The following is a 21,898-nucleotide window of genomic DNA, read 5'->3' as shown; positions in this document are numbered from 1 at the left end:
GCGGCTATTCTTCCGGGGTCAGCGCCTCTATCTCCGCCGCGGCCTGGGGGTAGGCGCGCTGGAGTTCGGCGCGCACGCCGTGCTCGTAGTCGGCGAAGTCGAACCCGGGGCTCACGGTGCAGCCCAGCAGGGCGAAGCGTCCGCCCGGAGCCAGCCGGGTGCCCTGCCACACGCCGCGCGGGGCCACCACCTGGGGCCGCTGCCCGGCAAGGATGTCGGTGCCGATGACATGGGTGCTGGCGTGGCCGTCCGGGTGCAGTTGCAGCATGGTCACGGGGTCGCCCAGGTAGAAGTGGAAAATCTCGGTGCTGGCCACGCGGTGCAAGGCGGAAAAGCGGGTGGGCGTGACCAGGTAGTAGATGGCCGTGGCGCAGGCGCGCGGCCCGGTCTGCTCCGGCCCGGCGGCGTATGCGGGCAGCACGCGCGCGGAGCGGTAGGTCTCGGCGTAGAGGCCGCCCTCTTGCGGCAGGGGCACAAGGCCCAGGGCGCGCACAATGGCTTCGATCTCCGGGTCGGTGGGCAGTTGGCCGCGATGCGTCATGACTTCTCCTCCTCTCCATATCCCCAGGGCAGGTCCTGGCGCAGATGCTCGCCCAGGGCGCTCAGTTCCTCCTGCAGGGCGGCGGCCATTTCCGCATAGCGCGCCCAATCCTCTTTGGCGGCGGCGTTCTCGGCGGCGGCGGCAAGGTTCATGCCCCGCGCGGCGCCGATGGAGGCCAAGGTGCCGCGGGTGCGGTGGGCCACCTCGCGCGCGCGGCGCAGGTCGCCCCCGGCCAGGCTGTCCTCGATGCTCCGCGTTATCTCCGGCAGGCTCTTGTCCTGAAACTGGCGCAGCAAAAGCGCAAGCAGGTCGTGGTTGTCGCCAAAGGAACGCGAGAGGTACTCCTGGTCCAGGCGCTCGGGCTTTTTCGCGGCCGGAGCGCTGTGCGCCGGGGCGTGCGCGGCATATACGGCCTTCGGTTCCGCAGCGGCCTGGGGCCGCCCGGCGTTCTCGCAGCGGGCGCGCCCGGCGGCCGCGGCCAGGGCCCGCTCCATGGCCTCGAACAGCGGCCGTTCCTCGGCCGGTTTGGACACGGCGTCGTCCATGCCCGCGTCGATGAAATTCTGGCGGTCCTCCCGCGAGGTATAGGCCGTGAGCGCCACCACGGCGATGTTGCGGTTCTCCGCCCCGGCCTCGCCCATGCGGATTTGCCGCGTGGCGGTGAGGCCGTCCATGCGGGGCATCTGCACGTCCATGAGCACCAGGCCGAAACGCTCGCGGCGCAGGGCGCGCAGCACCTCGCGGCCGTCGGCCACGCAGGCCACGTCGTATCCGGCGTTCTTCAGCACATGCTCCATGAGCACGCGGCCGATGGCGTTGTCGTCGGCCAGGAGCACGCGCACGGCGGCGGCGGTCGATGAGCCCGCTGCCTCACTCGCTGCCTGGCCCGCTGCCCCACTCGCTGCCTGGTCCGCTGCCGGAGGGGCGGTTTCGGCTGTGGGCAAAGCGGCCGGCGCTGTGGCCGGCGAAGCGGCAGCCGGAGAAGCCGTGGTCGACAAGGCAGGCGCGGCGGCCGGGCCCGATGCGGGCTGCCGGTCTTGCCCGGCGTTTTGCGCTGCCGCCGGTCCGGTGTTTTGCGCTGCCGCCTGCACACTGTTTGATCCGGCTGGCTGCGCGGGCGAATCTGTGTCCGGGCTGGCGTCATGCCCGGCGCCCTGCCCGGCGCCCTGGCGGACGGCGGGCCCGGTGGGCGTGGCCTGCGCCTGGGGCTGCACGTCCTGGCCAAAGGGCAGCGTGACGGTGAACGTGCTGCCCTTGCCCAGGCTGCTGCGCACCTGGATGGAGCCGCCCATCTGCTCCACAAGGCTTTTGCAGATGGCCAGCCCGAGGCCGGTTCCGCCATGGCGCTTGCCGTAGGAGCTGTCGCTCTGGCTGAAGCTGTCGAACAAGCGCGGCAGGTAGCTGGGCTCGATGCCGATGCCCGTATCCGTGACGCTGAAGAAAAGCCGGACCTCGTCGCCGCTCCTGGGCTCCGGCTGCACGGCCAGGGTCACGCCGCCGGCGTCGGTGAACTTGATGGCGTTGGTCAGCAGGTTGCGCAGCACCTGGCCCAGGCGGGCCTCGTCGCCCACAAGGGAGTCCGGCGCGCCGCGGGCCACGTCCACCTTGAGATAGAGCCCGCGCTCGCGGCCCAAAATGGCCATGGGGCCGACGAGGCACTCCAGGGTGTGCCGCAGCGAGAAAGGCGCGCTGCGCAGCTTGAACTGCCCGGCTTCGATCTTGGAGAAGTCCAGAATGTCGTTCACCACGTCGAGCAGGGCCCGGCCGGAATCAACGGCCATGTCCACAAGCTGGCGCTGGGCCTCGTCGAGGCGCGACCGGGACAAAAGCTTGGTGGTGCCGATGACCCCGGAGAGCGGCGTGCGGATCTCGTGGCTCATGTTGGCCAGGAACAGCGCCTTGGCCTCCGTGGCGGCCTCGGCCTCGGCCTTGGCCTGGCGCAGGGCAACTTCGGCCCGCTTCAGCTCGGTGATGTCCGTCACCGCGCCGACAAAGCCGGTGAAGCCCCCCTGCGGACCGCGCTCCGCCGCGGCGCGCACCAGCACCCAACGGCCCTCCTGCTGCCCCTGCGCGGGGCGGAAGCGCAGCTCGGTGACGAAGTCGTCGCCGGTGCGCGCGGTTTCGCGGAAGCCGCGCAGAATGCCCCTGCGGTCGGCGGTGTTCAGGGTGCGCAGCCAGCCCATGCCCAGGGCGGCAACCTTGGGATAGCCGCTGATGCGCGCCCACTGGTCGTTGACATAGGTGCAGCGGCCTTTCGTATCTGCCTGGAAGATGCCCACCGGCGACACCTGGGCCAGGGTGCGGAAGCGTTCTTCGCTTCTGGCCAGGGCCTCCTCGGCGCGCTTCTTCTCGGTTATGTCGCGCGCGGAGCCCACCGTGCCGATGACCACGCCCTGCCCGTTCACGAAGGGCGCCTTGCGCACGTCGAAATGCTTGATCTGACCCAGACAGTAGCCGACTTCCTCATACTGGCCGCGGCCGCGTCCATCCAGGGTCTCCAGGTCGGAGCGCAGGCACGCCTCCCACAAGGTGTGCCAGTTGGGCTCCTCCGGGTGGGCGGCCTGCTCGCGCTTGGCGTAATATTCCTCGGTCTTGCCCAGGGGCTGTTCGCCCTCCCGCAGGCACAGCAGCTGCTCGCACATGGCCTTGTTGGCGAAAAGGTAGCGGTTCTCCATGTCCTTGGCCCAGATCATGTCCGGCACGTTGTCGCACATGAGCTGCAGCATGACGGCCAGCTCGCGGTAACGCAGCTCGCCCAGGCGCAGGGCCATTTCCGCAGCCTTGCGCTGGGTTTCGTTCACGGCGTAAACATTGACGTAGCCCTTGTCCACAAAGGGGGCGACCGTGAAGGAGTACACTCCGCTGGCGTAAGAGCGCTCCGAGGTGCGGGATTGGCCGGAATCAAGCGCCAAACGCAGTTCGTGGCGCAGTTCGCGGGGGAGCCTGCCGCCCACCTTCTGCCCCCAGCTGCTCAAAAGCGGCTCGGCCGAGGGGTTGGCGTAGAGCAGCACGCCCTTGGCGTCGGCGCGCAGCACGGGGTGCGGGTTCTCCACCGGGAAGCGGGCCACCAGGGCCAGGCGCTCCTCCGTCGACTTGCGCGCGTCGATGTCGCTGAGCGCGCCGGACATGAGCAGGGGCTGGCCTTCCTGGCCGCGCTTGAACACCCTGCCGCGCACATGCACCCAGACCCAGCGGTCCTCCACATGGCGCATGCGCAGCTCCACATCGAAAAACGGCGTTTCGTCGGAGAAATGCCGGGCCAAGGCCTCGTTGCACAGGGGCACGTCTTCCGGATGGGTCACGTCCAGCAGGCTGTCCATGGTGGAGGGGAAATCGGCATCGAGGGTGCGCCCCAGGATTTGCGCCAAGCGCTCGTTGCATAAGAGCGCGCCGCTTTCGAGGTCCCACTCCCAGGTGCCGGTGTTGGTGCCTTCGATGACGTCCGTGAGCCTGCGCCGCTCCTCGCGCAGGGCTTCCTCGGCCTGCTTGCGCTCGGTGATGTCGATGGCGATGGCCGCAACGCCGGAGCCGCCGTCGGCCAAGTGCAGGTGCGACTTGAACACCAGCCAGTGGCGCTGCCCCTCGTCCGGCGCGGCAAAGGTCTCCTCATACTGCGCGCAGTCGCCGTCCTGCCGCGCAAGCACCCTCTCGTCTATCAGGCAATGGCGCTCCGCGTTGTCCAGCGGGCCGAACTCGCGCAGGGTGCGGCCAAGCACCTGGTCCTTGGCCAGGCCGTACAGCCGGGTGAACGACTCGTTCACCAGCAGGTAGCGGCCCTGGCTGTCCTTGCACACAAAGGGCACGGGCAGCGTGTCGATGAGGTTTTGCAGGAAGCGGTGGTTCCGCGCCAGCTGCTCTTCCGCGGCGCGGCGTTCGGTGATGTCGGTGAAGGTGCAGTGGGTGCTCTGGAAACGGCCCTGGGCGTCGCAGGCCACGCGGCCGTTGACGCTGACCAGATGCGTGCCGCCGTCCTTGCTGCGCAGCAGGTACTCTATGCCGCCCACGTGGCCCCGCACCTTGAACTGGGCGAACTGCTCGCGGAAATAGGCCAGGGAGTCCGGGTGCAGGAACTCCTCGAAGTTGCGGCCCAGAACTTCCTCGGCCGCGTAGCCCATGCTGTCGAGCCAGGCGGCGTTGACCAGCAGCAGGTTGCCGTCCGCGTCCAGGGACTGGTAGGGGATGGGCGCGTTCTCGAAGAGATGCCGGAAACGCTCCTCGCTCTGGGCGAGCCGCAGCTCGGCCTCGCGCAGGCGGCTCACGTCGATGTTCACGCCGACCAAGCGCAGGGGGTCGCCCTTTGGGCCCACCTGGGCCACGGCCGAGGCCTCGATGTGCGCCACGCCGCCATCGGGCCGTTGCACGCGGAACGAGGCGGCGAAGCGCTCGCCTTTGGACGCTGCGTCCACAACGGCATCGCGCACGGCATCGCGCTCCTCCGGGGCGACGCGGGAGAGCCAGTCCTCGGGCGTGCCCGTGCGGTTCTTGTCGTCCAGGCCGAAAAGCTCCTCCATGACCTTGTCGCAGTGCGCGGCGCCGCTCTTGAGGTCCCACTCCCACAGGCCCACGCGCCCGGCGCGCACGGCCCGCTGGAAGCGCTCCGTCACCTCGCGCAGCTCCTGCTCGGCGTCCTGGCGCTCCAAAATGCCCCACAGCCCGTCGGTGAAGAGCTTGAGCTGCGTGATGTCCTCGTCCGTGTAGAGGGTCTTCTTGTTGGCCACGCCCACCACGGCCCGCACCCGGCCCGCGCGTATAACCGGCACGGAAAGGAAGCGATCCAGGGCGACGTGGCCCTCCGGCTGGCCGCCCTTGCCCGGATGCGGGGCGGAGAAGTCGTTCAGCAGCACCGGTTCGCGCAGGCGCACGGCGTCGCCCCACACGCCGGTCTCGTCCAGAAGATACCGGTTCTGGCACGGCTCCACGCGGCACTGCGGCATGACATCCTTCGACCAGGCGTGCAGCGTGAACTGGCGGGAGCCGTCATCGTAGAAGCATATGTAGCCGTGCTGGCTGGAGGTGATTTGGAGCACCTGCTCCAGGGCGTAGTCCAACAGCTCCTGGCGGGGGGTGTGCTGCATCTCGTGCAGATGCAGCAGGGCCGCGCGCCGCCGTTGCCGCCGCTGCTCTATCTCCTGGGCCGCGTGCTGGGCGGTTATGTCGACCACGAGCCCGCAGGAGCCCTGGAACTCGCCGTTCGCGTCGTACAAGGGGAAGGGCATGACGCGCGCCATGAGCTCAGAGCCGTCCGCCCGAGTCAGTTTGGTCTCGTAGGCCTCGCGCGAGCCCTGGCGCCGGGCGGCGACCTGCAACGCCCGGGTCTGGGCCGCTCCAGGCATCATGACCGAGGCGGCAAGCCGGCCCACCAGCTCCTCACCGGCATAGCCCAACATGCGCGCAAAGGCCGGGTTCACGTAGGTCAGGCGGTCCTCAGCGTCGTTCAGCACCACGCCCTGGTCCGTGGACTCCACCAGATTGCGGAAACGCTCCCGGCTTTCGGTAAGGGCCGCCTCGGTGCGCACCTGATCGGTGACGTCCTGCACCGTGGACAAGATCAGCGCGCCGCCGCCGGTGTCGAAGGGACCGGAATGCACGCGCACGTTGCGCAGGGAGCCGTCCTTCAACCTGTGCACAAAATCGAACACGCCGCCCTGGGTTCCGGCCTCTCTCAAGGCCTGGACCATTTTCTCCGGCGACAGCGTGTTCAGGTCGCCCGCGTTGAGCTCCAGCAGCTCTTCAAGCGGATAGCCATAAAACGCCGCGGCGGCGCGGTTGGCGTCCACGATGCGGCCGTCGCGCGGGTCCACCAGCAGGCAAACGGAGCGGTTGCCCTCGAACATGACCTGATACAGGGCGCGGCGCGCGGCCTGGGCCTCCTCGGCCGCCTTGCTCTCGGAGGCGTCCTTGAACGCGCCGATGAGAAACAGCGCCCGGCCGTCCTCATCACGTGCAAGGCCCACGCTCAAAAGCCCGCTCACCGGCTGGCGGTCCTTGCGCAGGGCCCGCAGCTCGATGCGGTAATTCTCGCGCTCGCCGGCTATTGCTTCCTTGGCCAGGCGCGCGTGCTCCTCCCAGTCGTCCGGGTGGATGACGTCCTGCCAGAACATTTGCAGGAACTCCTCGCGGGTGTAGCCAAGCAGGTCGAGCATTGCGGGGTTGGCGTCCAGAAAGCGGTCGTCCAGGCCGCAAACGGCCACCGGCAGGATGGAATAGTGGAACACCGTGCGGTTGTAGGCTTCGCTCTGGCGCAGCTCCGCGGTCATGCCCGCGGCCAGGGCCTCGGCGCGGGCGCGGGTCACGTCGATGTTGCGGCCGATGAGCAGCACCGCGGCGGCCAGCACGCCGCCGAGGAACAGCAGCACCAGCGGTTCGCGGCGTTCGGGCGCAAAGGGCGAGAGCTGCGGGCGGCTGAACACCAGCGTCCACTTCTGGCCATAAAGGTCCAGCGTGGCGACATGGCTGGGCCCCCCCGACTCGAAGGGGCCGGAGGTGAACAGCAACGTCTCGCTGCTCCTGACGGCGCCGTCGTAAACGGCCACGCCCAGGCCCTGGCCGCCGGCGCCAAGAATGCCCAAAAGCAGGCTTTCCACGCGGAAGGGGGTGCTGAGGATGCCGCGCAGGGCGGCGCGGCGCTCCGCAACGGTGCCCGTGGGCGCGCCGGGCCGGTAGACCGGCACGATGAGCAGACAGCTCGGCTGCGCATACTCCCCCGTGGCCTTCACCAAAACAATCTTGCCGGTGAGGGAGGCCTCGCCCGTGTCGCGGGCGCGCTCTATGGCGGCGCGGCGGACGGGCTCCGAGCCCATGTCGAAGCCCAGGCCCCGCCTGTTGCGGACATTGGCGGGCTCCAAAAAGTTCAGGGGGAAGTAGTCCGGGCGGGCGCCCGAAGGAAAGACGTCATACCCCGGCGATTCGGCCCGGCGCTCCCGCTTGTGCCGGGCAAGGTCTTCGCCAGGCACATAGGGGGCGTAGCCCAGGCCCAGGGCATCGGGAAAGTAGCTGGCGTAGTCCAGCCCCTGCACATAGTCGCGCCATTGCCCGTCGCTGATGCTGCGCGCATTGTGCAGCAGGCCCTGGCCGCCGCGCAGCACGAACTCGTAGTCGCGCAGGCGCTCGGCTATGCCGGATTTGACGCGGGCCGACTCCTGCACGCAACGCGCGCGCTGGGTGCGTTCGTAGTCCAGGAACGAGGCCAAGGCCAAGCTGGCGGCCGCGCAAAAGATGAGCAGCGGCGGCAGCCAGACCTTCCACAGTGGCAAAGGCTTGATCGGTGTGACGGAACCGCCCGGGGATGACGGTTGGTTGTACGGCATGGAGCGCCCCGAACAACGCGGCCGTGGCCGCGCCGAAGGTGCTAAATGGTTACGTAAATCAAGTTCCGAATCCCACCTAGCAGGATACGTACTCCGGGGCAAGCGGCGCTACTGCGCCCACCCCGGCGTCCACAGATAATACAGCCCGGCGTGGGGCGGCATAAGGCTCTCCAACCCCAGGTTGACGACCGTGGGGCTCGGCCCGGCGAACTCGGCCCCCGGCTGATAGTACGTGGCGTTCGGGGCCGGGCGGCTGCGGTAGGCCACCACGCGGGCATCCCGCGGCAGTCCGGCCAGGCTTGCGGCCGTGGCCAGGGCGTCCTCCAGGTAGCCCACGCTGTCCACCAGTCCCAGGTCCTTGGCCTCCTGCGCGGTGAACACGCGCGCCGTGGACACGATGGTGAGCGCGGCCGGGTCAAGCTTGCGGCGCTCCTGCACCAGGCCGATGAAGCGCGCCGCCTGGGCCTTGACCATGGAGTCCGTCAGCAGCCGCTCCTCCGGGGTGGCCGCGCGGAAGGGCGAGCCCATGTCCTTTTGCGCGCCGGACTTGCTCACGTCCACGCCCACGCCGATCTTCTCCAGAAGCCCGGCCACGCGCGGCTGCAGAAAGATGACGCCCACGCTGCCGGTTATGGTGGTGGGCAGGGCGCAAATGTGGTCCGCCGGGAGGGAGACGTAATACCCGCCCGAGGCGGCCAGGCCCATCATGGCCACCACCAGCTTGTTTCCGGTCTCGGCCTTGTAGGTCATGAGCTCGTGGTAGATGATGTCGCTGGCCGTGGTGGTGCCGCCCGGGGAGTCCACCTTCAGCACCACGGCCTTGATGTCCTTGTCCTTGCGCGCCATCTTGAGCTGCGCCGCCACGTCCTCCACGGTGCTGGGCCGGGTGCGCACAAGGCCTTCCTTGCCGCGCTCGCTGATGAGCCCGTCAACGGAGAGGAGCAGGATCTTGCCCTGCCCCTTGCCGGAAAGGGTCTGCTCGCGGAAGGGCGCGGCAGGCCCGCCCAGCATGTTGAAATTGGCGGTGCACCCCCCAAGGCAAAGGGCCGCGAGGACAAGGACGGTAACGGCGGCGGTGCGGATGCGAAGCATGGGGCCTCCAGACAAGCGGGGGTTCAGGGTGCGGGCCAAAGGGGCCCGGCGGAAAGCACAAGTCCGGCCGCGGCGGCCACCTCGCCCATGATGATGGACGCGCCGAGGAAATCGCCGTTGACCCCGGCCACGGCGCGCACCAGGCGGTACAGCGGCGTCAGCAAAACCAGCGCGGCCAGCACGGCCAGCACGGCGGCCAGGGGCCACAGCCACAGGGCCGGGGCCAGGGCCAGCACAAGGGCCCAGCCAACGGCCTTGCCATCCGCGCCGGCAAGAAACAGCCCGCCCAGACCGGGACGCCCGTAGGCCTTGGCCGCCCGGCCGAAGCACACGCCGCAGGCCCGGCCGAACACAAACACCCAGGGCAGGGCCCAGGCCCGGGCATGGCCCAAAATTTCAGAAAACAGCGCCACCTGCCCCAGCAAGGCCAGCACCACGGCCACCACGCCAAAGGTGCCGCAACGGCTGTCCTTGACGATGGTCCAGAAGCGCTCCGGGCTGGTGTGCGCGGCCGCGCCGTCCATGACGTCGGACAAGCCGTCCAGGTGCAGGCCCCGCGTCAGGTAGGCGGACAGCAGCGCCACGGTCCAGGCCTGGACCAGGGGCCGCCCGGCGAAAAGTCCGGCCAGGGCCGGGGCGCAGGCCGCCGCGCCGATGACCAGCCCGCACAGGGGCAGGTGGAACATGGTGCGGCGCATGTCCGCCTCCGCGATGACGCGGGCCGGGGCCAGGCGCGAAAGGAACCCCAGGGTGGCGAGAAAACGTCCGAACACGCCGGGCTACTCCGTCCAGGCCAGGCGCAGGGCGTCGCCCCGGCGCAGGCCCAGGGCCACGGCTGCGGAGGCCTGGTTGGCCGCCAGTTCGAAAAAGCCCTGGCTGCCGGCCAGAAGGCCCACGGTCCCGGCGGGAATGTCCGCGTAGGTGCGGGCCATCTGCACCTCGCGGCGCTGGCCCCAGGGCATTTTCAGCGCCGTCACCGGTCGGGGCGGCGGCGTGCCCGCCCGCAAGGAGAGCAGGCAGTTGCCGTAGCGGTCCACATGCAGCACATGCACGTCGATCTCGCGCGGGTTCTCCGGGCGGATCCTCGTTCCGGCCCAGTCCGGCCGCGCCAGTTCATCCTGGGGCAGCTCCCGGCCCATGTCCTCCAGCGCCTCCCCGGCGGCAAGCCGTCCGGCGAGCGGCGCGAAAATATCACGGCCATGGAACGTGGCCGAGGCCGCATAGGACGAAGCCGGATCGGTGAGGTCGAACACGCGCGGCGCGGCGGGCCCGGTTTCCGCTAGGCCGGGGGTGGACAACAGCAGGCAGAGCAGGCCGTTGTCCGGGGCCAAAAAGTCTTGGCCGCCCTTGGGCGTGGGCACGTGCGCGCCCACGATGCGCCGGGTGGAGCCCACGCCGGGGTCCACCACGCAGACGAACACCGCCGAGGAGGGGAAGTGCGGGGCGCTGGCGGCCAGAAAAAACGCCGCCTGCGACACGGCAAAGGGCTCCACGCTGTGCGAAATGTCGAGCAGGGTCGCGCCGGGTGCCTGCCGCGCCAGGGCGGCGCGCAGCTGCCCGGCGTAGGGGTCGGTGAGGCCAAAGTCGGTCAGCAGGGCAATGGCGCGCATCGTCGGCACCTAATAGGCCTTGCGCTCGGAAAAGCCCTGGCCCTGCACATTGAAGCCCGAGCCCATGATGAGGAACGCGCCGGGATCGATTTCGTACACCAGCTCCTCCAGTCGTTTCAGTTCGATGTTGTTCAGCATGGTCAGCACAACCTCGCGCGGTTCTCCGCTCCAGCCGCCGCGCGCCTCCAGCAGCGTGGCCCCGCGGCCCAGGCGGTGCAGCACGGCCTGCACTATGGCGTCCGGCTGGGTGGAGATGACAAGGGCCATGCGCCGCTCGCTGAACATGGACAGACAGGCGTCCGTCACCCAGCCCACCAGAAAGTTCATGGCCACGGAGTACAGCACGATCTCCAGCTTGAGGGTGGCGAAGCCCACGGCGAACACCAGCAGGTTGAACAGAAACTCGAAGCGGCCGATGGGAATGCCCAGGCGCTCGCGGCAGACCACGGCCAGAATGTCCGCGCCGCCGGTGGAGCCCATGGACCGGAGCGCCACGCCGATGCCCGCGCCGAGCGTGACGCCGCAGGCCAGCACCGCCAGCCAGGGGTCCTCCACGGGCAGCACGTAGCTTATCTGCCCGATGAGCACGCTGGTGGCGGCCATGCCATAGAGGCTGTAGAGCACGAAGCGCCGGCTGACCATCTTGAGGCCCACCAGCATGATGGGCACGTTGAGGGCGAAATACCAGGTGCCGGTGTCGAGGGAGGGAAACACGTAATAGCCCAGCAGCGCCAGGCCCGAGACCCCGCCCGTGAGCAGCCCGTGGGGCGCGGCCACGCTCTTGATGGAAAAGGCCACCAGAAGCGAGCCCGCGGTGAGCAGGAACAGGTTCCAGGGAACCGTGAAGGCGTAGCGGCGCAGGCTGCGGCGCAGAGTGGTGGCGTGGGTTGACGTCATGGCGGGTACCTGGGGAGCTACCTACAGGATTCCTTCGCGCAGGGAAAGGGTCGGGCGCACGATTCCCCCGGCGCGCAAAGGTCTGCGCGCCCACGGCGACAGCAAAGAGACCGACGGCGCAAAGACGGCGGACCGCCCCCCTGCCGCCAAGGGCTACACGCTATGCAGCAGTCCGGAAACGCTCATGCATTCCGCGTGGTAGGCGCACTCACCCTGGTCGCAGTACCCCTGGTCCGCGCGGCCGAAGCAGTCGAAGTGCCCCTCCGTCCGCTGGGACAGGCGCACGGACTCCACACGGGCCAGCATGGCCTCGCGGCTGTTCTGCCCGCGCTTGGGCGCAACCTTGGCCGCAACCTTCGCCGGAACCTTGGCCGTTGTCTTCGTCGCCGGAACCTTGGCCGCCACAGCCTTGGCCGGAACGTTCGCCGTGGCCTTGGCCACCGCCTTCTTGGGCGCTGCTTTTTGCGCCGTCTTGGGCGCTGTTGTGGTTTTCTTCTTGGCCGGTGCGGCGGTGGGCTTCCTGGTGCTGGTACTCATGTTACTCCCAACTCCTGATTGTCTGACCCCTTTTGAATTTCAAGCCCATCCTATCCAATTGAACGCGAGACGCAAGCCCCGGGCCCCGGAAATATGCGTTTAAAATGCCGCCAGCCCGCGCGCAACCGGGCCGCCTTGCCAAAACCCCCTCTTTTCACTATCCCTGGGGCACGTAACCGCAACGTGGAGTAAGCCCGCATGAATGTGCTCGTCATCGGCTCCGGCGGCAGGGAACACGCCCTGTGCTGGAAGCTGTCGCAAAATCCCAAGGTGGACCGCGTCTTTGCCGCGCCCGGCAACGGCGGCACCAACGAAGTGGCCCGGAACGTCCCGCTGAAGGACGACGACATCGAGGGCCTGCTGGCCCTGGCCAAGGCCGAAAAGATCGGGCTGGTCGTCGTCGGGCCGGAGGCCCCGCTGGTCAAGGGCATGGCCGACGCCTGCGCCCGCGCGGGCATCCCCTGCTTCGGACCCGATGCCTTTGCCGCGCAGCTTGAGGGCAGCAAGGCCTTCGCCAAGACCATCATGCGCGAGTCGGGCGTGCCCACCGCCGCCTTCGAGGTCTTCGACGACGCCGAGGCCGCGAAAACGTATATCAGGGCCCACGGCGCGCCGCTGGTGGTCAAGGCCGACGGCCTGGCCGCGGGCAAGGGCGTGGTGGTGGCGGCAACCGTGGACGAGGCGCTTTTGGCCATCGACGACATGATGGTCAAGAGAAGCTTCGGCGCGGCGGGCGCCCGCGTGGTGGTCGAGGACGCCCTGGCCGGCGAGGAAGCCTCGTTTCTGGCCTTTTGCGACGGCGAACATTTTGCGCTGCTGCCCTCGGCCCAGGACCACAAGGCCGCGCACGAGGGCGACACCGGCCCGAACACCGGCGGCATGGGCGCTTACAGCCCGGCCCCTGTTCTGCCCCAGGACAAATACGCCGAAACCGCCGAGCTGTGCATCCGCCCCATTTTGAAGCGCCTGGCCGAGCTGGGGCACCCGTTCAAGGGCGTGCTGTACGCCGGGCTCATGTTCACCAAAAGCGGCCCCATGGTGCTGGAGTACAACGTGCGCTTCGGCGATCCCGAGTGCCAGCCGCTGCTCATGCGCCTGGACGCGGACCTGCTGGAGATCTTCTTCGCCTGCGCCGAGGGCCGCCTGACCCCGGACATGGTGCGCGTGCGGCCCGAAACGGCCCTCTGCGTCGTGGTGGCCGCGCCGGGCTACCCCGGCAGCTACCCCAAGGGCATGGAGATCACCGGACTGGCCGGAGCCGACGCCCTGCCGGACGTGAAGGTGTTCCAGGCGGGCACGGCGGCCAAGGACGGCAAGACCGTCACCAGCGGCGGCCGGGTGCTCGGCGTCACCGCCCTGGGGGCCACCCTGGCCCAGGCCAAGGCCAAGGCCTACGAGGCCGTGGCCAAGGTTCATTTCGAGGGCTGTTATTTCCGCCGCGACATCGGCGACAAGGGCATTGCCCGCAGCAAATAGGAGAGCGTCATGATCAAGGTCGCCGTCTTCATGGGCAGCGCTTCCGATGAAGACTTGATGAAGCCCTGCGCCGAGATTCTCGCCAAGCTGGGCATAGAGTATCTGTTCACGGTCACCAGCGCCCACCGCACGCCGGAGCGCACCGAGCGCCTGGTGACGGAGCTGGAGGCCCAGGGCTGCCAGGTGTTCATCTGCGCCGCGGGCATGGCCGCGCACCTGGCCGGAGCCGTTGCCGCGCGCACCACCAAGCCGGTGCTGGGCGTGCCGCTGGCCGCCTCGCCCCTGTCCGGCATGGACGCGCTTTTCGCCACGGTGCAGATGCCGCCGGGCTTCCCCGTGGGCACCCTGGCCCTGGACAAGGCCGGCGCGAGAAACGCCGCCTGGATGGCCGCGCAGATCCTGGCCCTTTCCGACTCCGGCCTGGCCCAGCGCCTGAAGGACGAGCGCGCCGGGTTCATCGCCGCCGTCGAAAAGGCCGCCGTGACCGTGGAGGAAGCCGACACCGCGCGGCGCGCCAAGAGCAAAGGCCAGTAAAACCGCCCAGACCCAGCCCGGAGCGCCCATGCCCCAGCCTCTGCTCGCAGACGACAAAGGACGCGCGGTCAGCTATTTGCGGCTTTCCGTAACGGACCGCTGCAACCTGCGCTGCCTGTATTGCGACGGCCGCATGAGCACGCGGCTCACGCACTTCGACGTGCTGCGCTACGAGGAGCTGCTGGACCTCATGGGCCTTTCGGCCAAGCTGGGCATCCGCAAGGTGCGGCTCACCGGCGGCGAGCCCTTTGCCCGCAAGGACTTCATGGAATTCGTGGAGCACGTGCGGGAGCGCTTTCCGCAGCTCACCCTGCGCCTGACGACAAACGGCACCCTGCTGGCGCCCTTTGCCCAGCGCCTGGCCGTGGCCGGGGTCGACCGCGTCAACATCTCCCTCGACACCCTTTCTCCCGCCACCTTTGCTCGCGTCACCGGGCAGGACCTTTTCCACGAGGTGCGCCGGGGCATAGACGCCTGCCTGGATGCCGGGGTGCGGGTCAAGATCAACGCCGTGGCCCTGCGCGGCGTCAACGACCGTGAGCTGGCCGGGTTCCTCGACCTCGCGCGGCAACAGCCCATCGACGTGCGCTTCATCGAGTACATGCCCATGGGCGGCGCGGACTGGAAGCCCGAGCAGGTGTGGAGCGCGGCGGACATTCTGGCCGAGGCCCAGGCGCTGGCCGCCCTCTCCCCGCTCCCGCGCGACGACGCCGACGCAGGTCCGGCCCAGATGTTCGCCATCGAGGGCGGCAAGGGCCGCTTCGGGCTCATCACGCCCCTTTCCAACCACTTCTGCGGCACGTGCAACCGCCTGCGCATCACCAGCGGCGGCGAGCTGCGCACCTGCCTGTTCAGCGACCGCACCTACCGCCTGCGCCCGGCCCTGCGCCACAAGAAGCTGGGCCTGCCCGCGGTGGAGCGCATTGTGCGGCTGGCCCTGCGCAAGAAGCCCGTGGGCGCGGAGCTCCTCGCCGCGCGGCGCGCGGGCCAGGGCGTCTCGGCCACGTCCATGTCGTCCATCGGGGGCTAGGCGGCGGCTAGGCGGCGGCCAGGCGGCGGCCAGCCGTCTGCAACGGACGGGCGGCAGGACGGCGGAAGCGCACGCACGCCACGGGTCTGGAAAACAAAGCAGTCTCAAGGGCGCATGCGCAACAGTTGCGCTGCAACGCCGCGTTTGCGGAGGATTGCGCCCTCTCCACAGCGCAACAGCTCCCCCCTGCATGGCCAAGAGCGCCGCGAGACCATGAAGAGACATGAGTGAAGGGAATAGTGCAGGGCTTTCGGCCTTGCCGCGCACAGGCGCAATCGCTGAGGCTGCTTGAAGGGTCCGGTCCTGGGCGGATGAAGTCATGCGTCTGGCGATCTGTTCGAAAGGGCCAGGGATGCGCCGCCGCCCCGGTCCAGGTGTCGGAGGATGGTTCGGGAGTAGGCTAGTTGACCGGCGCGCCTGCGATGGGAGCGCGCCCCCCGGGCGCCTTGCGCAAACGCACCACCTGTGTGCTGAAGCTCTGCTGGCCCGGCTGGCAGGCCGGGCACCCCTCGGAAACGATCATGCACTTCTCGTCCAGGGTCTGGGCGTCTATGCCCGCCCAGGCGAGAATCCTCGTCGTGTCGCCGGGGCTCCAGATCACAGGCTGTCCACACTTGGCGCATTCCACATACAAGAGTTCCGGGTCGAACTTCGTTGTTGCCATTTCCGGTTTCTCCTTGCTGCTTTCGCCCGCACGCGGCGCCCTGAACCATTCGGCCGCCTGTGCCGGAGCCTGTGTCGCTACTTCTCAAAGATAATCTTCTGCGCGCAAAGCGCAACCCCTCTTTAGAAAACCATTGCAGTATTCATATTTCAACTTGGTACCTGGCCATCGGACTCTACGTAATATTTCGTGTATGTTTTTTCCTGTTCCTTCTTTACTTCCCGCTGCCCCTTCAGTATTTTGATGCCGCAGTGCTGTTTTGAGGTCGCCAATTCGCTGCACCATGCGCCAAGACGAACGACAACCCCCTTTGAGGAGAACGCGATGGATGATTTTCTGAAGGAAGCACTGGACATCGTTAAGGCTCAGGCCACTGTGCGAACCATGACGGAGGAAGAGATTCTGTCCATGGTCCGCAGTCTGTGCAACGGCATCCGCTCCATCGGCGAGGCGACGGCTGAGGAGGAGGATGTTGCGGCTGTGCCCACCACGGACCCCAAGAAGGCTGTCCGCGAAAAGAGCATCATCTGCCTGGAATCCGGCAAAACGTTCAAGGTGCTCACCAAGCGCCATTTGGCGAAGTTTGGCCTGACTCCCGACGAATACCGCGAAAAGTGGGGCTACCCCAAGAAGATGCCCCTGGTCTGCAAGGAATTGCAGCGCCAGCGCCGCAAGAAGATGAAGGACATGAAGCTGTGGGAGCGCAGGATCAAGAAGTAGCTCCTGCTTGAGCGGCAAGCAAAAAAAGGGGGCCTGGAGGCCCCCTTTTTCGTTGCGTCGCGCCAGCGCGGCTAGTGCGCGTGGCGCTTCTGCAGCCAGGCGCGCAACAGGATGGCCGCAAGGTTCATGCCCAGCACAAGGGCGATGAGCACAAGGGACGTGCCGTACTGGATGGGCCGGGTCTTCTCGATTTCCGTGCCCGCGGTGGCCAGCACGTAGATGTGATAGGGCAGGGCCATGACGTCCGAGAAGATGCTGGTGGGCATCTTGGGCGTGTAGAACACCGCCGCGGTGAACATGATGGCCGCGGTTTCGCCCGCGGCGCGGCCCACGCCCAGAATGGTCCCGGTCAGAATGCCCGGCAGGGCGCTTGGCAGCACCACGCGCCAAATGGTCTGCCACTTGGTGCCGCCCAGGGCCAGGGAGGCCTCGCGGTAGGTGGCGGGCACGTTGCGCAGGGCTTCTTCCGCGGTGCCGATGACAACGGGCAGGCACAGCACGCCCAGGGTCAGCCAGCCCGCCGCCAGCGAAACGCCCAGCTTGAGCACCGTGACGAAAAGCCCCAACCCGAACAGTCCGAACACCACGGAAGGCACGCCCGCCAGGTTGTTCACGCCCAGGCGGATGATGCGCATGAGCGTGCCGGGCCGTGCGTACTCGTGCAGGTAGATGGCGCTGGAGACGCCCAGGGGCACGGCCACGGCCATGGCCCCCAGGGACAAGAGCAGCGTGCCCACGATGCACGGCCACACGCCGCCCTCGGTCATGTAGTTCTTCGGCGCTTCGGTCAAAAATTCCCAGCTGATGGCCGAGATGCCGTTCTTCACCAAAAAGCCGACGATGATGGCCAACGCCGCGGCCACCACGAGGATGGCCCCGCGCAGCAGCATGAACACGAACCATTCGAGCCCGTTGCGGCGCATGTCGCGTCCCTGGGCCACGCTTAACGACACAGAGGGGGCCACGGGCTGGCCAGGGGCGAGGGCGGAGGTTGCCGGAGGAGTCATGGGCTTGTTCCTCATGCTTACAGGGAGGCCGAGCCAACCTGGCGATGCTTGTGGGAAATGTAGTCGGCCAGAATGTTGAAGCCGAGCGTCACCAGAAAGAGCACCATGGCGATGGCGAACAGCGCATGGTAGTGGTTGCTGCGGAACGGCGCCTCGGCCATTTCCGCCGCGATGCTCGCGGGCATGGGCCGCACGGGGTCGAAAAGCGATGTGGGCAGCACGGCCGCGCCGCCCGCCACCATGAGCACCACCATGGTTTCGCCTATGGCCCGGCTCATGCCCAGAATGACCGCGGTGCCGATGCCGGAGAGCGCGGCGGGCAGCGTGACGCGCACCAGGGTCTCCAGGTGCGTGGCGCCCAGGGCCAGGCTCGCTTCCTTCAGCTCGCGCGGCACGGCGTAAATGGCGTCCTCGCTCACGCTGGCTATGGTGGGCACGCTCATGAAGGCCAGCATGAGCGCGGCGTTGAACAGGTTCAACCCCACCTCAATGCCCAGGAAATCTTGCAGAAACGGAGCCATGACCACCATGCCGAAGAAGCCGATGACCACCGAGGGCAGGCTCGCCAGCATCTCGATGACCGGCTTGGCCACGGCGCGCACGCGGGGGTTGGCTATCTCCGCCAGGTACACCGCGCTCATGACGCCCAAAGGAATGGCCAAGATGGACGACAGGGCCGTCACCGCGCCGCTGGCGCCGATGAGCGGCAGAACCCCGTAGTCGGGCCGGGCCTCGTCCGTGGGGTACCAGTCCATGCCGGTCAAAAAGCCCTTCACGCTCACGAAGGAGAAGGTGGGCAGCCCCTCCATGAACAGAAAGATCATGATCAGGGCCAGCACGGCCAGCGAGGTGACGGCCGTGCCCAGAAACACCTGCTTGATGAGCGCTTCTTTGGTTCGTCTGTGCATGGTTTCCTTTTCCTGCCTTTTTGCGGTCACCCGCCCCCTCCGCCCTGATGGGCTGGGGCGGAGGGGCGGGGCGCAAAGGAAGGTCTTCTTGGCGCTTTTCTTATGGAGGAGTGCCGCTTGCTACTTCTTGCCCTTCTTGGCCGGGGCGGACTTGAGGCTCTTCAGGGGAATGTAGTCCACGGAGGCCACGATCTTCTGGCCGGCGGGAGAGAGGATGTATTCAACGAGCTTGGCCACGTCGCCGGTGGGCTCGCCGTTGGTGTACAGGTACAAGCCGCGCGAAACGGGATAAGTGCCGTTCAGGGTGGTGGCGATGCTGCCGGCCACGCCGTCGACGGTCAGGTCCTTCAGGCCGGGAGCCTTGGCGTAGGCCAGGCCCACGTAGCCGATGGCGCCCTTCTGCTTGGAGACGACCTGCGCCACGGCGCCGTTGCTGGCCTGCATCTGGGCGCGGGCGAAAACGCGTTCCTTCTTCAGAACATGCTCGCCCCAGTACTCAAAGGTGCCGGAGGAGGAGTCGCGGGAGATGACGGAGATGGGGCCGGCAGCGCCGCCCACTTCCTTCCAGTCGGTGATCTTGCCGGTGTAGATGTCCTTCAGCTGGGCCATGCTCAGGTTCTTGACCGGGTTGGCGCTGTTCACCACCGGGGTGATGCAGTCATAGGCGATGACGATCTGCTTGGGGTTCACGCCCTTTTCCTTGGCCTGCTTGATCTCGGACTCCTTCATCTCGCGGCTCATCATGGCCAGCGGGGTGGAGCCGTCGATGAGGGCCTTGGCGCCGTCGCCCGAGCCCGAGGCGGAAATGGAGATGGACACGCCCTTATGCTGGGCCATGAAGGCTTCCACGGCCTTCTGCATGATGGGCTGCACGGTGGTGGAGCCCTTGACGGCGATTTCGCCGGCGAACGACGTTGCGGCAAGACCCAGGACCAGCATGGCGGCGAGGGCGAGACTTAAGCGTTTCATGGATTCCTCCGAAAGGGTTGATGTTCATGTCCGGTACGGGCATCATATAGCTGCGCCATGTGACGGTTGTGTGACGGCGGGGAGAAAGGTGGGTGACGCGAAGGCCGCGCCCCGGCCCCGCAAAACCGGCGCGCCGGGCCGGCCAATGCGGGAGGAAGCCAGCAATGCAGGTTGATTACGCCATCATCGGCGCGGGACCCACGGGCCTGGGCGCGGCGCGCAGGCTGGACGAACTGGGCTGCGGCTCCTTCGTGGTGCTGGAGAAAAACGCCTACGCCGGGGGCCTGGCCGCCAGCTTCAAGGACCCCCAGGGCTACACCTGGGACATCGGCGGGCATGTGGTGTTCTCGCACTACGAGTACTTCGACCGCATGCTCGACGACCTGCTCGGCGCGGACCAGCTGCACCACCAGCGCAAGGCCTGGGTGCGCGCCTGCGGCACCTGGGTGCCCTATCCCTTCCAGAACAACGTCCGCCACCTCCCGGCCGAGGCCAAATGGAGCTGCGTGCGCGGGCTGTTGCCCGGCCACCGGCCCGAAGCCGCGCCGCGGAATTTTCGCGAGTGGATCCACAGCGTCTTCGGCCAGGGCATCGCCGAGGTGTTCCTGTGGCCCTACAACTACAAGGTCTGGGCCATCGACCCCGCGCAGATGAACACCTCCTGGATGGGCGAGCGCGTCAGCGTCATCGACCTGGAGACCGTGCTCAAGAACATCATTTTGGAGCAGGACGAGCTTGGCTGGGGTCCCAACCGCACCTTCGCCTTCCCGGCCCACGGCGGCACGGGCGAGGTGTTCCGCCGCCTGGCCGAGCGCCTGGCAGGCAACATCCGCTACGACTGCGCCGTGACCACAATCGACGCGGCGCAAAAGACCCTCACCACGGCCGAGGGCGAGAGCATCACCTACAAACATCTGCTGAGCACCGGCCCGCTGGACCTGCTGATTGCGAATCAGCTGCTCTTTGCGCCGGAGGCGATGCGCGAGGCCGCGGCCAAGCTGAAGCACAACGGCGTGTTCGTGGCCGGGGTGGGCGCGCGCGGCCGGGCCCTGCACAAAGGCCAGGCCGACGACCGCTGCTGGATGTACTTTCCGGAGAGCGACTGCCCCTTCTACCGCGTGACGAACTTCCACAACTATGCGCCCGCCAACGTGCCCGGCGCGGACGAGAACCGCGCGGCGCTCTTGTGTGAAACAAGCTTTTCGGCCCACAAGCAGGAGGACATCTCCCGGCTCATGGACCGCACCGTGAAGGGGCTGGACACCGTGGGCCTTTTGGCGAAGGATGCGGCGGTTGAAAGCCGTTTCGAGCTCACCGTTGATTACGGCTACCCCGTGCCCTGCCTGGAGCGCGACCAGGCCCTGCGCACCCTGCAGCCCTGGCTGGAAGCCCAGGGCATTTTCTCGCGCGGGCGCTTCGGCGGCTGGAAGTACGAGGTGAGCAACATGGACCACAGCGTCATGCAGGGCGTGGAATGGGCCGAACGCATGATGCAAAACGAACCGGAGAAGACCTACCAGTGGAGCTGACCGATCCCGCCGTATTCGCCGCCAGGCGCGAACGTTTGCGCGCCAGGATGGCTGAGGAGAATGTTCCCGCGCTCTTGGTGACCCACGCCGCCAACCGCTATTACCTGTCCGGCTTCGAACTTTGCGACTCGCAGTGCAACGAGTCCGTGGGCTGGCTTGTCATTTTGCCCTCCGGGCGCGACCTGCTCATGACCGACGCGCGCTTCACCGACGCGGCCAAGCGGCTTTGGCCCGTGGAGGACACGCTCATCTACGGCGGCGGCAAGCACGCGGCCATGGCCGAGGTGCTCAAGGGCCAGGGCGTCACCGCCCTCGGCTTCGACCCGCGCGCGGTCAATGTCTTCGACTATGAGGCCCTGCGCGAACACTTCGCCCTGGCGCCGTGCTCCGGCCTGGTGGAAGACCTGCGCCGCATCAAGGAGCCCGCCGAGATCAATCTTCTGCGCGCCGCCTGCGGACTGAACCACCACGTCATGCGCGCCTTGACCGATGTCCTCGTTCCCGGCATGACCGAGGCCGAGGCCGCCTGGCAGATAGAACGCCTGTTCCGCGAGGCCGGAGCCGAGGGCCTCTCGTTCCCGTCCATTGTGGGCGTGAACCAGAACGCCGCCCTGCCCCACGCCATTCCCGGCGAGACCAGGATTCCCGGCGAAAGCCTGGTGCTGGTGGACGCGGGCTGCCGTCTGGACGCCTACTGCTCGGACCAGACGCGCACCTTCTGGGTGGGCCGCAACCCGTCGGAACGCTTTCAGGACACCAAGCGCCTGGTTATGGCCGCGCAAAAGGCGGCCATGCAGGTCATCCGCCCGGGCGTGAAATTCGCCGATGCGTACAAGGCCGCGCGCAGCGTCTTCGAGGACGCGGGCGTGGCCGGCCAGTTCACGCACTCCCTCGGCCACGGCATCGGCCTGGAGACCCACGAGGGCCCAAGCCTCGCCCCCCGGGCCGAAGGCGTCTTCGCGCCCGGCATGGTCGTCACCGTGGAGCCCGGCCTGTACGACGCCTCCTGGGGCGGCGTGCGCTGGGAGTACATGGTCGTGGTGACCGAATCCGGCTGCACAGCACTTTAACCGACAA

General features: G+C 67.8%; 17 protein-coding genes. 6 read left to right on the top strand and 11 right to left on the bottom strand.

The window, feature by feature from the left end; translation table 11 throughout:
• Positions 1-4 precede the first annotated feature (4 nt).
• From ACYQ4W_RS14370 to ACYQ4W_RS14340, 7 genes are all read right to left on the bottom strand, one after another.
• Positions 5-541 (bottom strand): cupin domain-containing protein, encoded by a 537-nt coding sequence (locus tag ACYQ4W_RS14370; RefSeq protein WP_459857971.1) that lies wholly within the window; start codon positions 539-541, stop codon positions 5-7.
• Complete coding sequence (locus ACYQ4W_RS14365) at positions 538-7,848, bottom strand: PAS domain S-box protein (protein WP_459857969.1); 7,311 nt, start codon at positions 7,846-7,848, stop codon at positions 538-540. Before ACYQ4W_RS14365 ends, ACYQ4W_RS14370 begins: the two co-directional genes overlap by 4 nt.
• Positions 7,849-7,956: 108 nt before the next feature.
• Positions 7,957-8,940, bottom strand: coding sequence for a signal peptide peptidase SppA (sppA, locus tag ACYQ4W_RS14360; protein WP_459857966.1), 984 nt, complete (start codon positions 8,938-8,940; stop codon positions 7,957-7,959).
• A gap of 23 nt (positions 8,941-8,963) precedes the next feature.
• Positions 8,964-9,713 (bottom strand): adenosylcobinamide-GDP ribazoletransferase, encoded by a 750-nt coding sequence (locus ACYQ4W_RS14355; protein WP_459857963.1) that lies wholly within the window; start codon positions 9,711-9,713, stop codon positions 8,964-8,966.
• Between the two features lie 6 nt (positions 9,714-9,719).
• Entirely contained in the window at positions 9,720-10,550 is an 831-nt protein-coding gene (locus tag ACYQ4W_RS14350) for an SAM hydrolase/SAM-dependent halogenase family protein (RefSeq protein WP_459857960.1), read from the bottom strand.
• Between the two features lie 9 nt (positions 10,551-10,559).
• Positions 10,560-11,447, bottom strand: a complete 888-nt coding sequence (locus ACYQ4W_RS14345) for a YitT family protein (RefSeq protein WP_459857957.1) — start codon at positions 11,445-11,447, stop codon at positions 10,560-10,562.
• A 153-nt stretch (positions 11,448-11,600) separates the two neighbouring features.
• Entirely contained in the window at positions 11,601-11,984 is a 384-nt protein-coding gene (locus ACYQ4W_RS14340; RefSeq protein WP_459857955.1) for a hypothetical protein, read from the bottom strand.
• A gap of 198 nt (positions 11,985-12,182) precedes the next feature.
• Between ACYQ4W_RS14340 and purD the strand changes: the two genes are divergently transcribed.
• The 3 genes from purD to moaA are packed head-to-tail and all read left to right on the top strand — an operon-like array spanning position 12,183 to position 15,024.
• Positions 12,183-13,460, top strand: a complete 1,278-nt coding sequence (purD, locus tag ACYQ4W_RS14335; protein ID WP_459857952.1) for a phosphoribosylamine--glycine ligase — start codon at positions 12,183-12,185, stop codon at positions 13,458-13,460.
• Positions 13,461-13,469: 9 nt separating this feature from the next.
• On the top strand, positions 13,470-13,994 hold the full coding sequence (purE, locus tag ACYQ4W_RS14330) for a 5-(carboxyamino)imidazole ribonucleotide mutase (protein WP_459857949.1): 525 nt from the start codon (positions 13,470-13,472) through the stop codon (positions 13,992-13,994).
• A gap of 28 nt (positions 13,995-14,022) precedes the next feature.
• Positions 14,023-15,024: a GTP 3',8-cyclase MoaA gene (moaA, locus tag ACYQ4W_RS14325; protein WP_459857946.1), complete on the top strand. Its 1,002-nt coding sequence runs from the start codon at positions 14,023-14,025 to the stop codon at positions 15,022-15,024.
• A 400-nt stretch (positions 15,025-15,424) separates the two neighbouring features.
• On the opposite strand, the gene ACYQ4W_RS14320 is transcribed toward moaA, so the two are convergent.
• Positions 15,425-15,688 carry a hypothetical protein gene (locus ACYQ4W_RS14320; RefSeq protein ID WP_459857943.1) on the bottom strand — a complete coding sequence of 88 codons (264 nt, stop codon included), beginning with the start codon at positions 15,686-15,688 and terminating at the stop codon, positions 15,425-15,427.
• A gap of 324 nt (positions 15,689-16,012) precedes the next feature.
• Between ACYQ4W_RS14320 and ACYQ4W_RS14315 the strand changes: the two genes are divergently transcribed.
• Positions 16,013-16,408 carry a Ros/MucR family transcriptional regulator gene (locus tag ACYQ4W_RS14315; RefSeq protein ID WP_459857941.1) on the top strand — a complete coding sequence of 132 codons (396 nt, stop codon included), beginning with the start codon at positions 16,013-16,015 and terminating at the stop codon, positions 16,406-16,408.
• Between the two features lie 71 nt (positions 16,409-16,479).
• Here ACYQ4W_RS14315 and pstA read toward each other — a convergent pair whose 3' ends face one another.
• From pstA to ACYQ4W_RS14300, 3 genes are all read right to left on the bottom strand, one after another.
• Positions 16,480-17,331, bottom strand: coding sequence for a phosphate ABC transporter permease PstA (gene pstA, locus ACYQ4W_RS14310; protein WP_459858564.1), 852 nt, complete (start codon positions 17,329-17,331; stop codon positions 16,480-16,482).
• Between the two features lie 101 nt (positions 17,332-17,432).
• A complete protein-coding gene (gene pstC / locus ACYQ4W_RS14305) occupies positions 17,433-18,323 on the bottom strand; it encodes a phosphate ABC transporter permease subunit PstC (protein WP_459857939.1) in 891 nt (296 codons plus the stop codon).
• A 120-nt stretch (positions 18,324-18,443) separates the two neighbouring features.
• A complete protein-coding gene (locus ACYQ4W_RS14300) occupies positions 18,444-19,292 on the bottom strand; it encodes a PstS family phosphate ABC transporter substrate-binding protein (RefSeq protein ID WP_459857937.1) in 849 nt (282 codons plus the stop codon).
• A gap of 164 nt (positions 19,293-19,456) precedes the next feature.
• Between ACYQ4W_RS14300 and ACYQ4W_RS14295 the strand changes: the two genes are divergently transcribed.
• Together ACYQ4W_RS14295 and ACYQ4W_RS14290 are read left to right on the top strand one after the other, a co-directional pair.
• Positions 19,457-20,821: a protoporphyrinogen/coproporphyrinogen oxidase gene (locus ACYQ4W_RS14295; protein WP_459857935.1), complete on the top strand. Its 1,365-nt coding sequence runs from the start codon at positions 19,457-19,459 to the stop codon at positions 20,819-20,821.
• Positions 20,812-21,891 carry a M24 family metallopeptidase gene (locus ACYQ4W_RS14290; RefSeq protein ID WP_459857933.1) on the top strand — a complete coding sequence of 360 codons (1,080 nt, stop codon included), beginning with the start codon at positions 20,812-20,814 and terminating at the stop codon, positions 21,889-21,891. The genes ACYQ4W_RS14295 and ACYQ4W_RS14290 overlap by 10 nt, the downstream gene beginning before the upstream one ends.
• Positions 21,892-21,898: the final 7 nt, after the last annotated feature.

Source organism: Humidesulfovibrio idahonensis (assembly GCF_054657715.1).
This window is presented reverse-complemented; position numbering and strand designations above follow the sequence as displayed.

Excerpts from the sequence above, each read along its gene's own strand:
- ACYQ4W_RS14345 (WP_459857957.1), bottom strand. The coding sequence starts at position 11,447 with ATGACGTCAACCCACGCCACCACTCTGCGCCGCAGCCTGCGCCGCTAC.
- moaA (WP_459857946.1), top strand. The coding sequence starts at position 14,023 with ATGCCCCAGCCTCTGCTCGCAGACGACAAAGGACGCGCGGTCAGCTAT.
- ACYQ4W_RS14365 (WP_459857969.1), bottom strand. The coding sequence starts at position 7,848 with ATGCCGTACAACCAACCGTCATCCCCGGGCGGTTCCGTCACACCGATC.
- ACYQ4W_RS14340 (WP_459857955.1), bottom strand. The coding sequence starts at position 11,984 with ATGAGTACCAGCACCAGGAAGCCCACCGCCGCACCGGCCAAGAAGAAA.
- pstA (WP_459858564.1), bottom strand. The coding sequence starts at position 17,331 with ATGCGCCGCAACGGGCTCGAATGGTTCGTGTTCATGCTGCTGCGCGGG.
- purE (WP_459857949.1), top strand. The coding sequence starts at position 13,470 with ATGATCAAGGTCGCCGTCTTCATGGGCAGCGCTTCCGATGAAGACTTG.
- ACYQ4W_RS14350 (WP_459857960.1), bottom strand. The coding sequence starts at position 10,550 with ATGCGCGCCATTGCCCTGCTGACCGACTTTGGCCTCACCGACCCCTAC.
- ACYQ4W_RS14295 (WP_459857935.1), top strand. The coding sequence starts at position 19,457 with ATGCAGGTTGATTACGCCATCATCGGCGCGGGACCCACGGGCCTGGGC.
- pstC (WP_459857939.1), bottom strand. The coding sequence starts at position 18,323 with ATGCACAGACGAACCAAAGAAGCGCTCATCAAGCAGGTGTTTCTGGGC.
- ACYQ4W_RS14370 (WP_459857971.1), bottom strand. The coding sequence starts at position 541 with ATGACGCATCGCGGCCAACTGCCCACCGACCCGGAGATCGAAGCCATT.
- ACYQ4W_RS14315 (WP_459857941.1), top strand. The coding sequence starts at position 16,013 with ATGGATGATTTTCTGAAGGAAGCACTGGACATCGTTAAGGCTCAGGCC.
- ACYQ4W_RS14320 (WP_459857943.1), bottom strand. The coding sequence starts at position 15,688 with ATGGCAACAACGAAGTTCGACCCGGAACTCTTGTATGTGGAATGCGCC.
- ACYQ4W_RS14300 (WP_459857937.1), bottom strand. The coding sequence starts at position 19,292 with ATGAAACGCTTAAGTCTCGCCCTCGCCGCCATGCTGGTCCTGGGTCTT.
- purD (WP_459857952.1), top strand. The coding sequence starts at position 12,183 with ATGAATGTGCTCGTCATCGGCTCCGGCGGCAGGGAACACGCCCTGTGC.
- sppA (WP_459857966.1), bottom strand. The coding sequence starts at position 8,940 with ATGCTTCGCATCCGCACCGCCGCCGTTACCGTCCTTGTCCTCGCGGCC.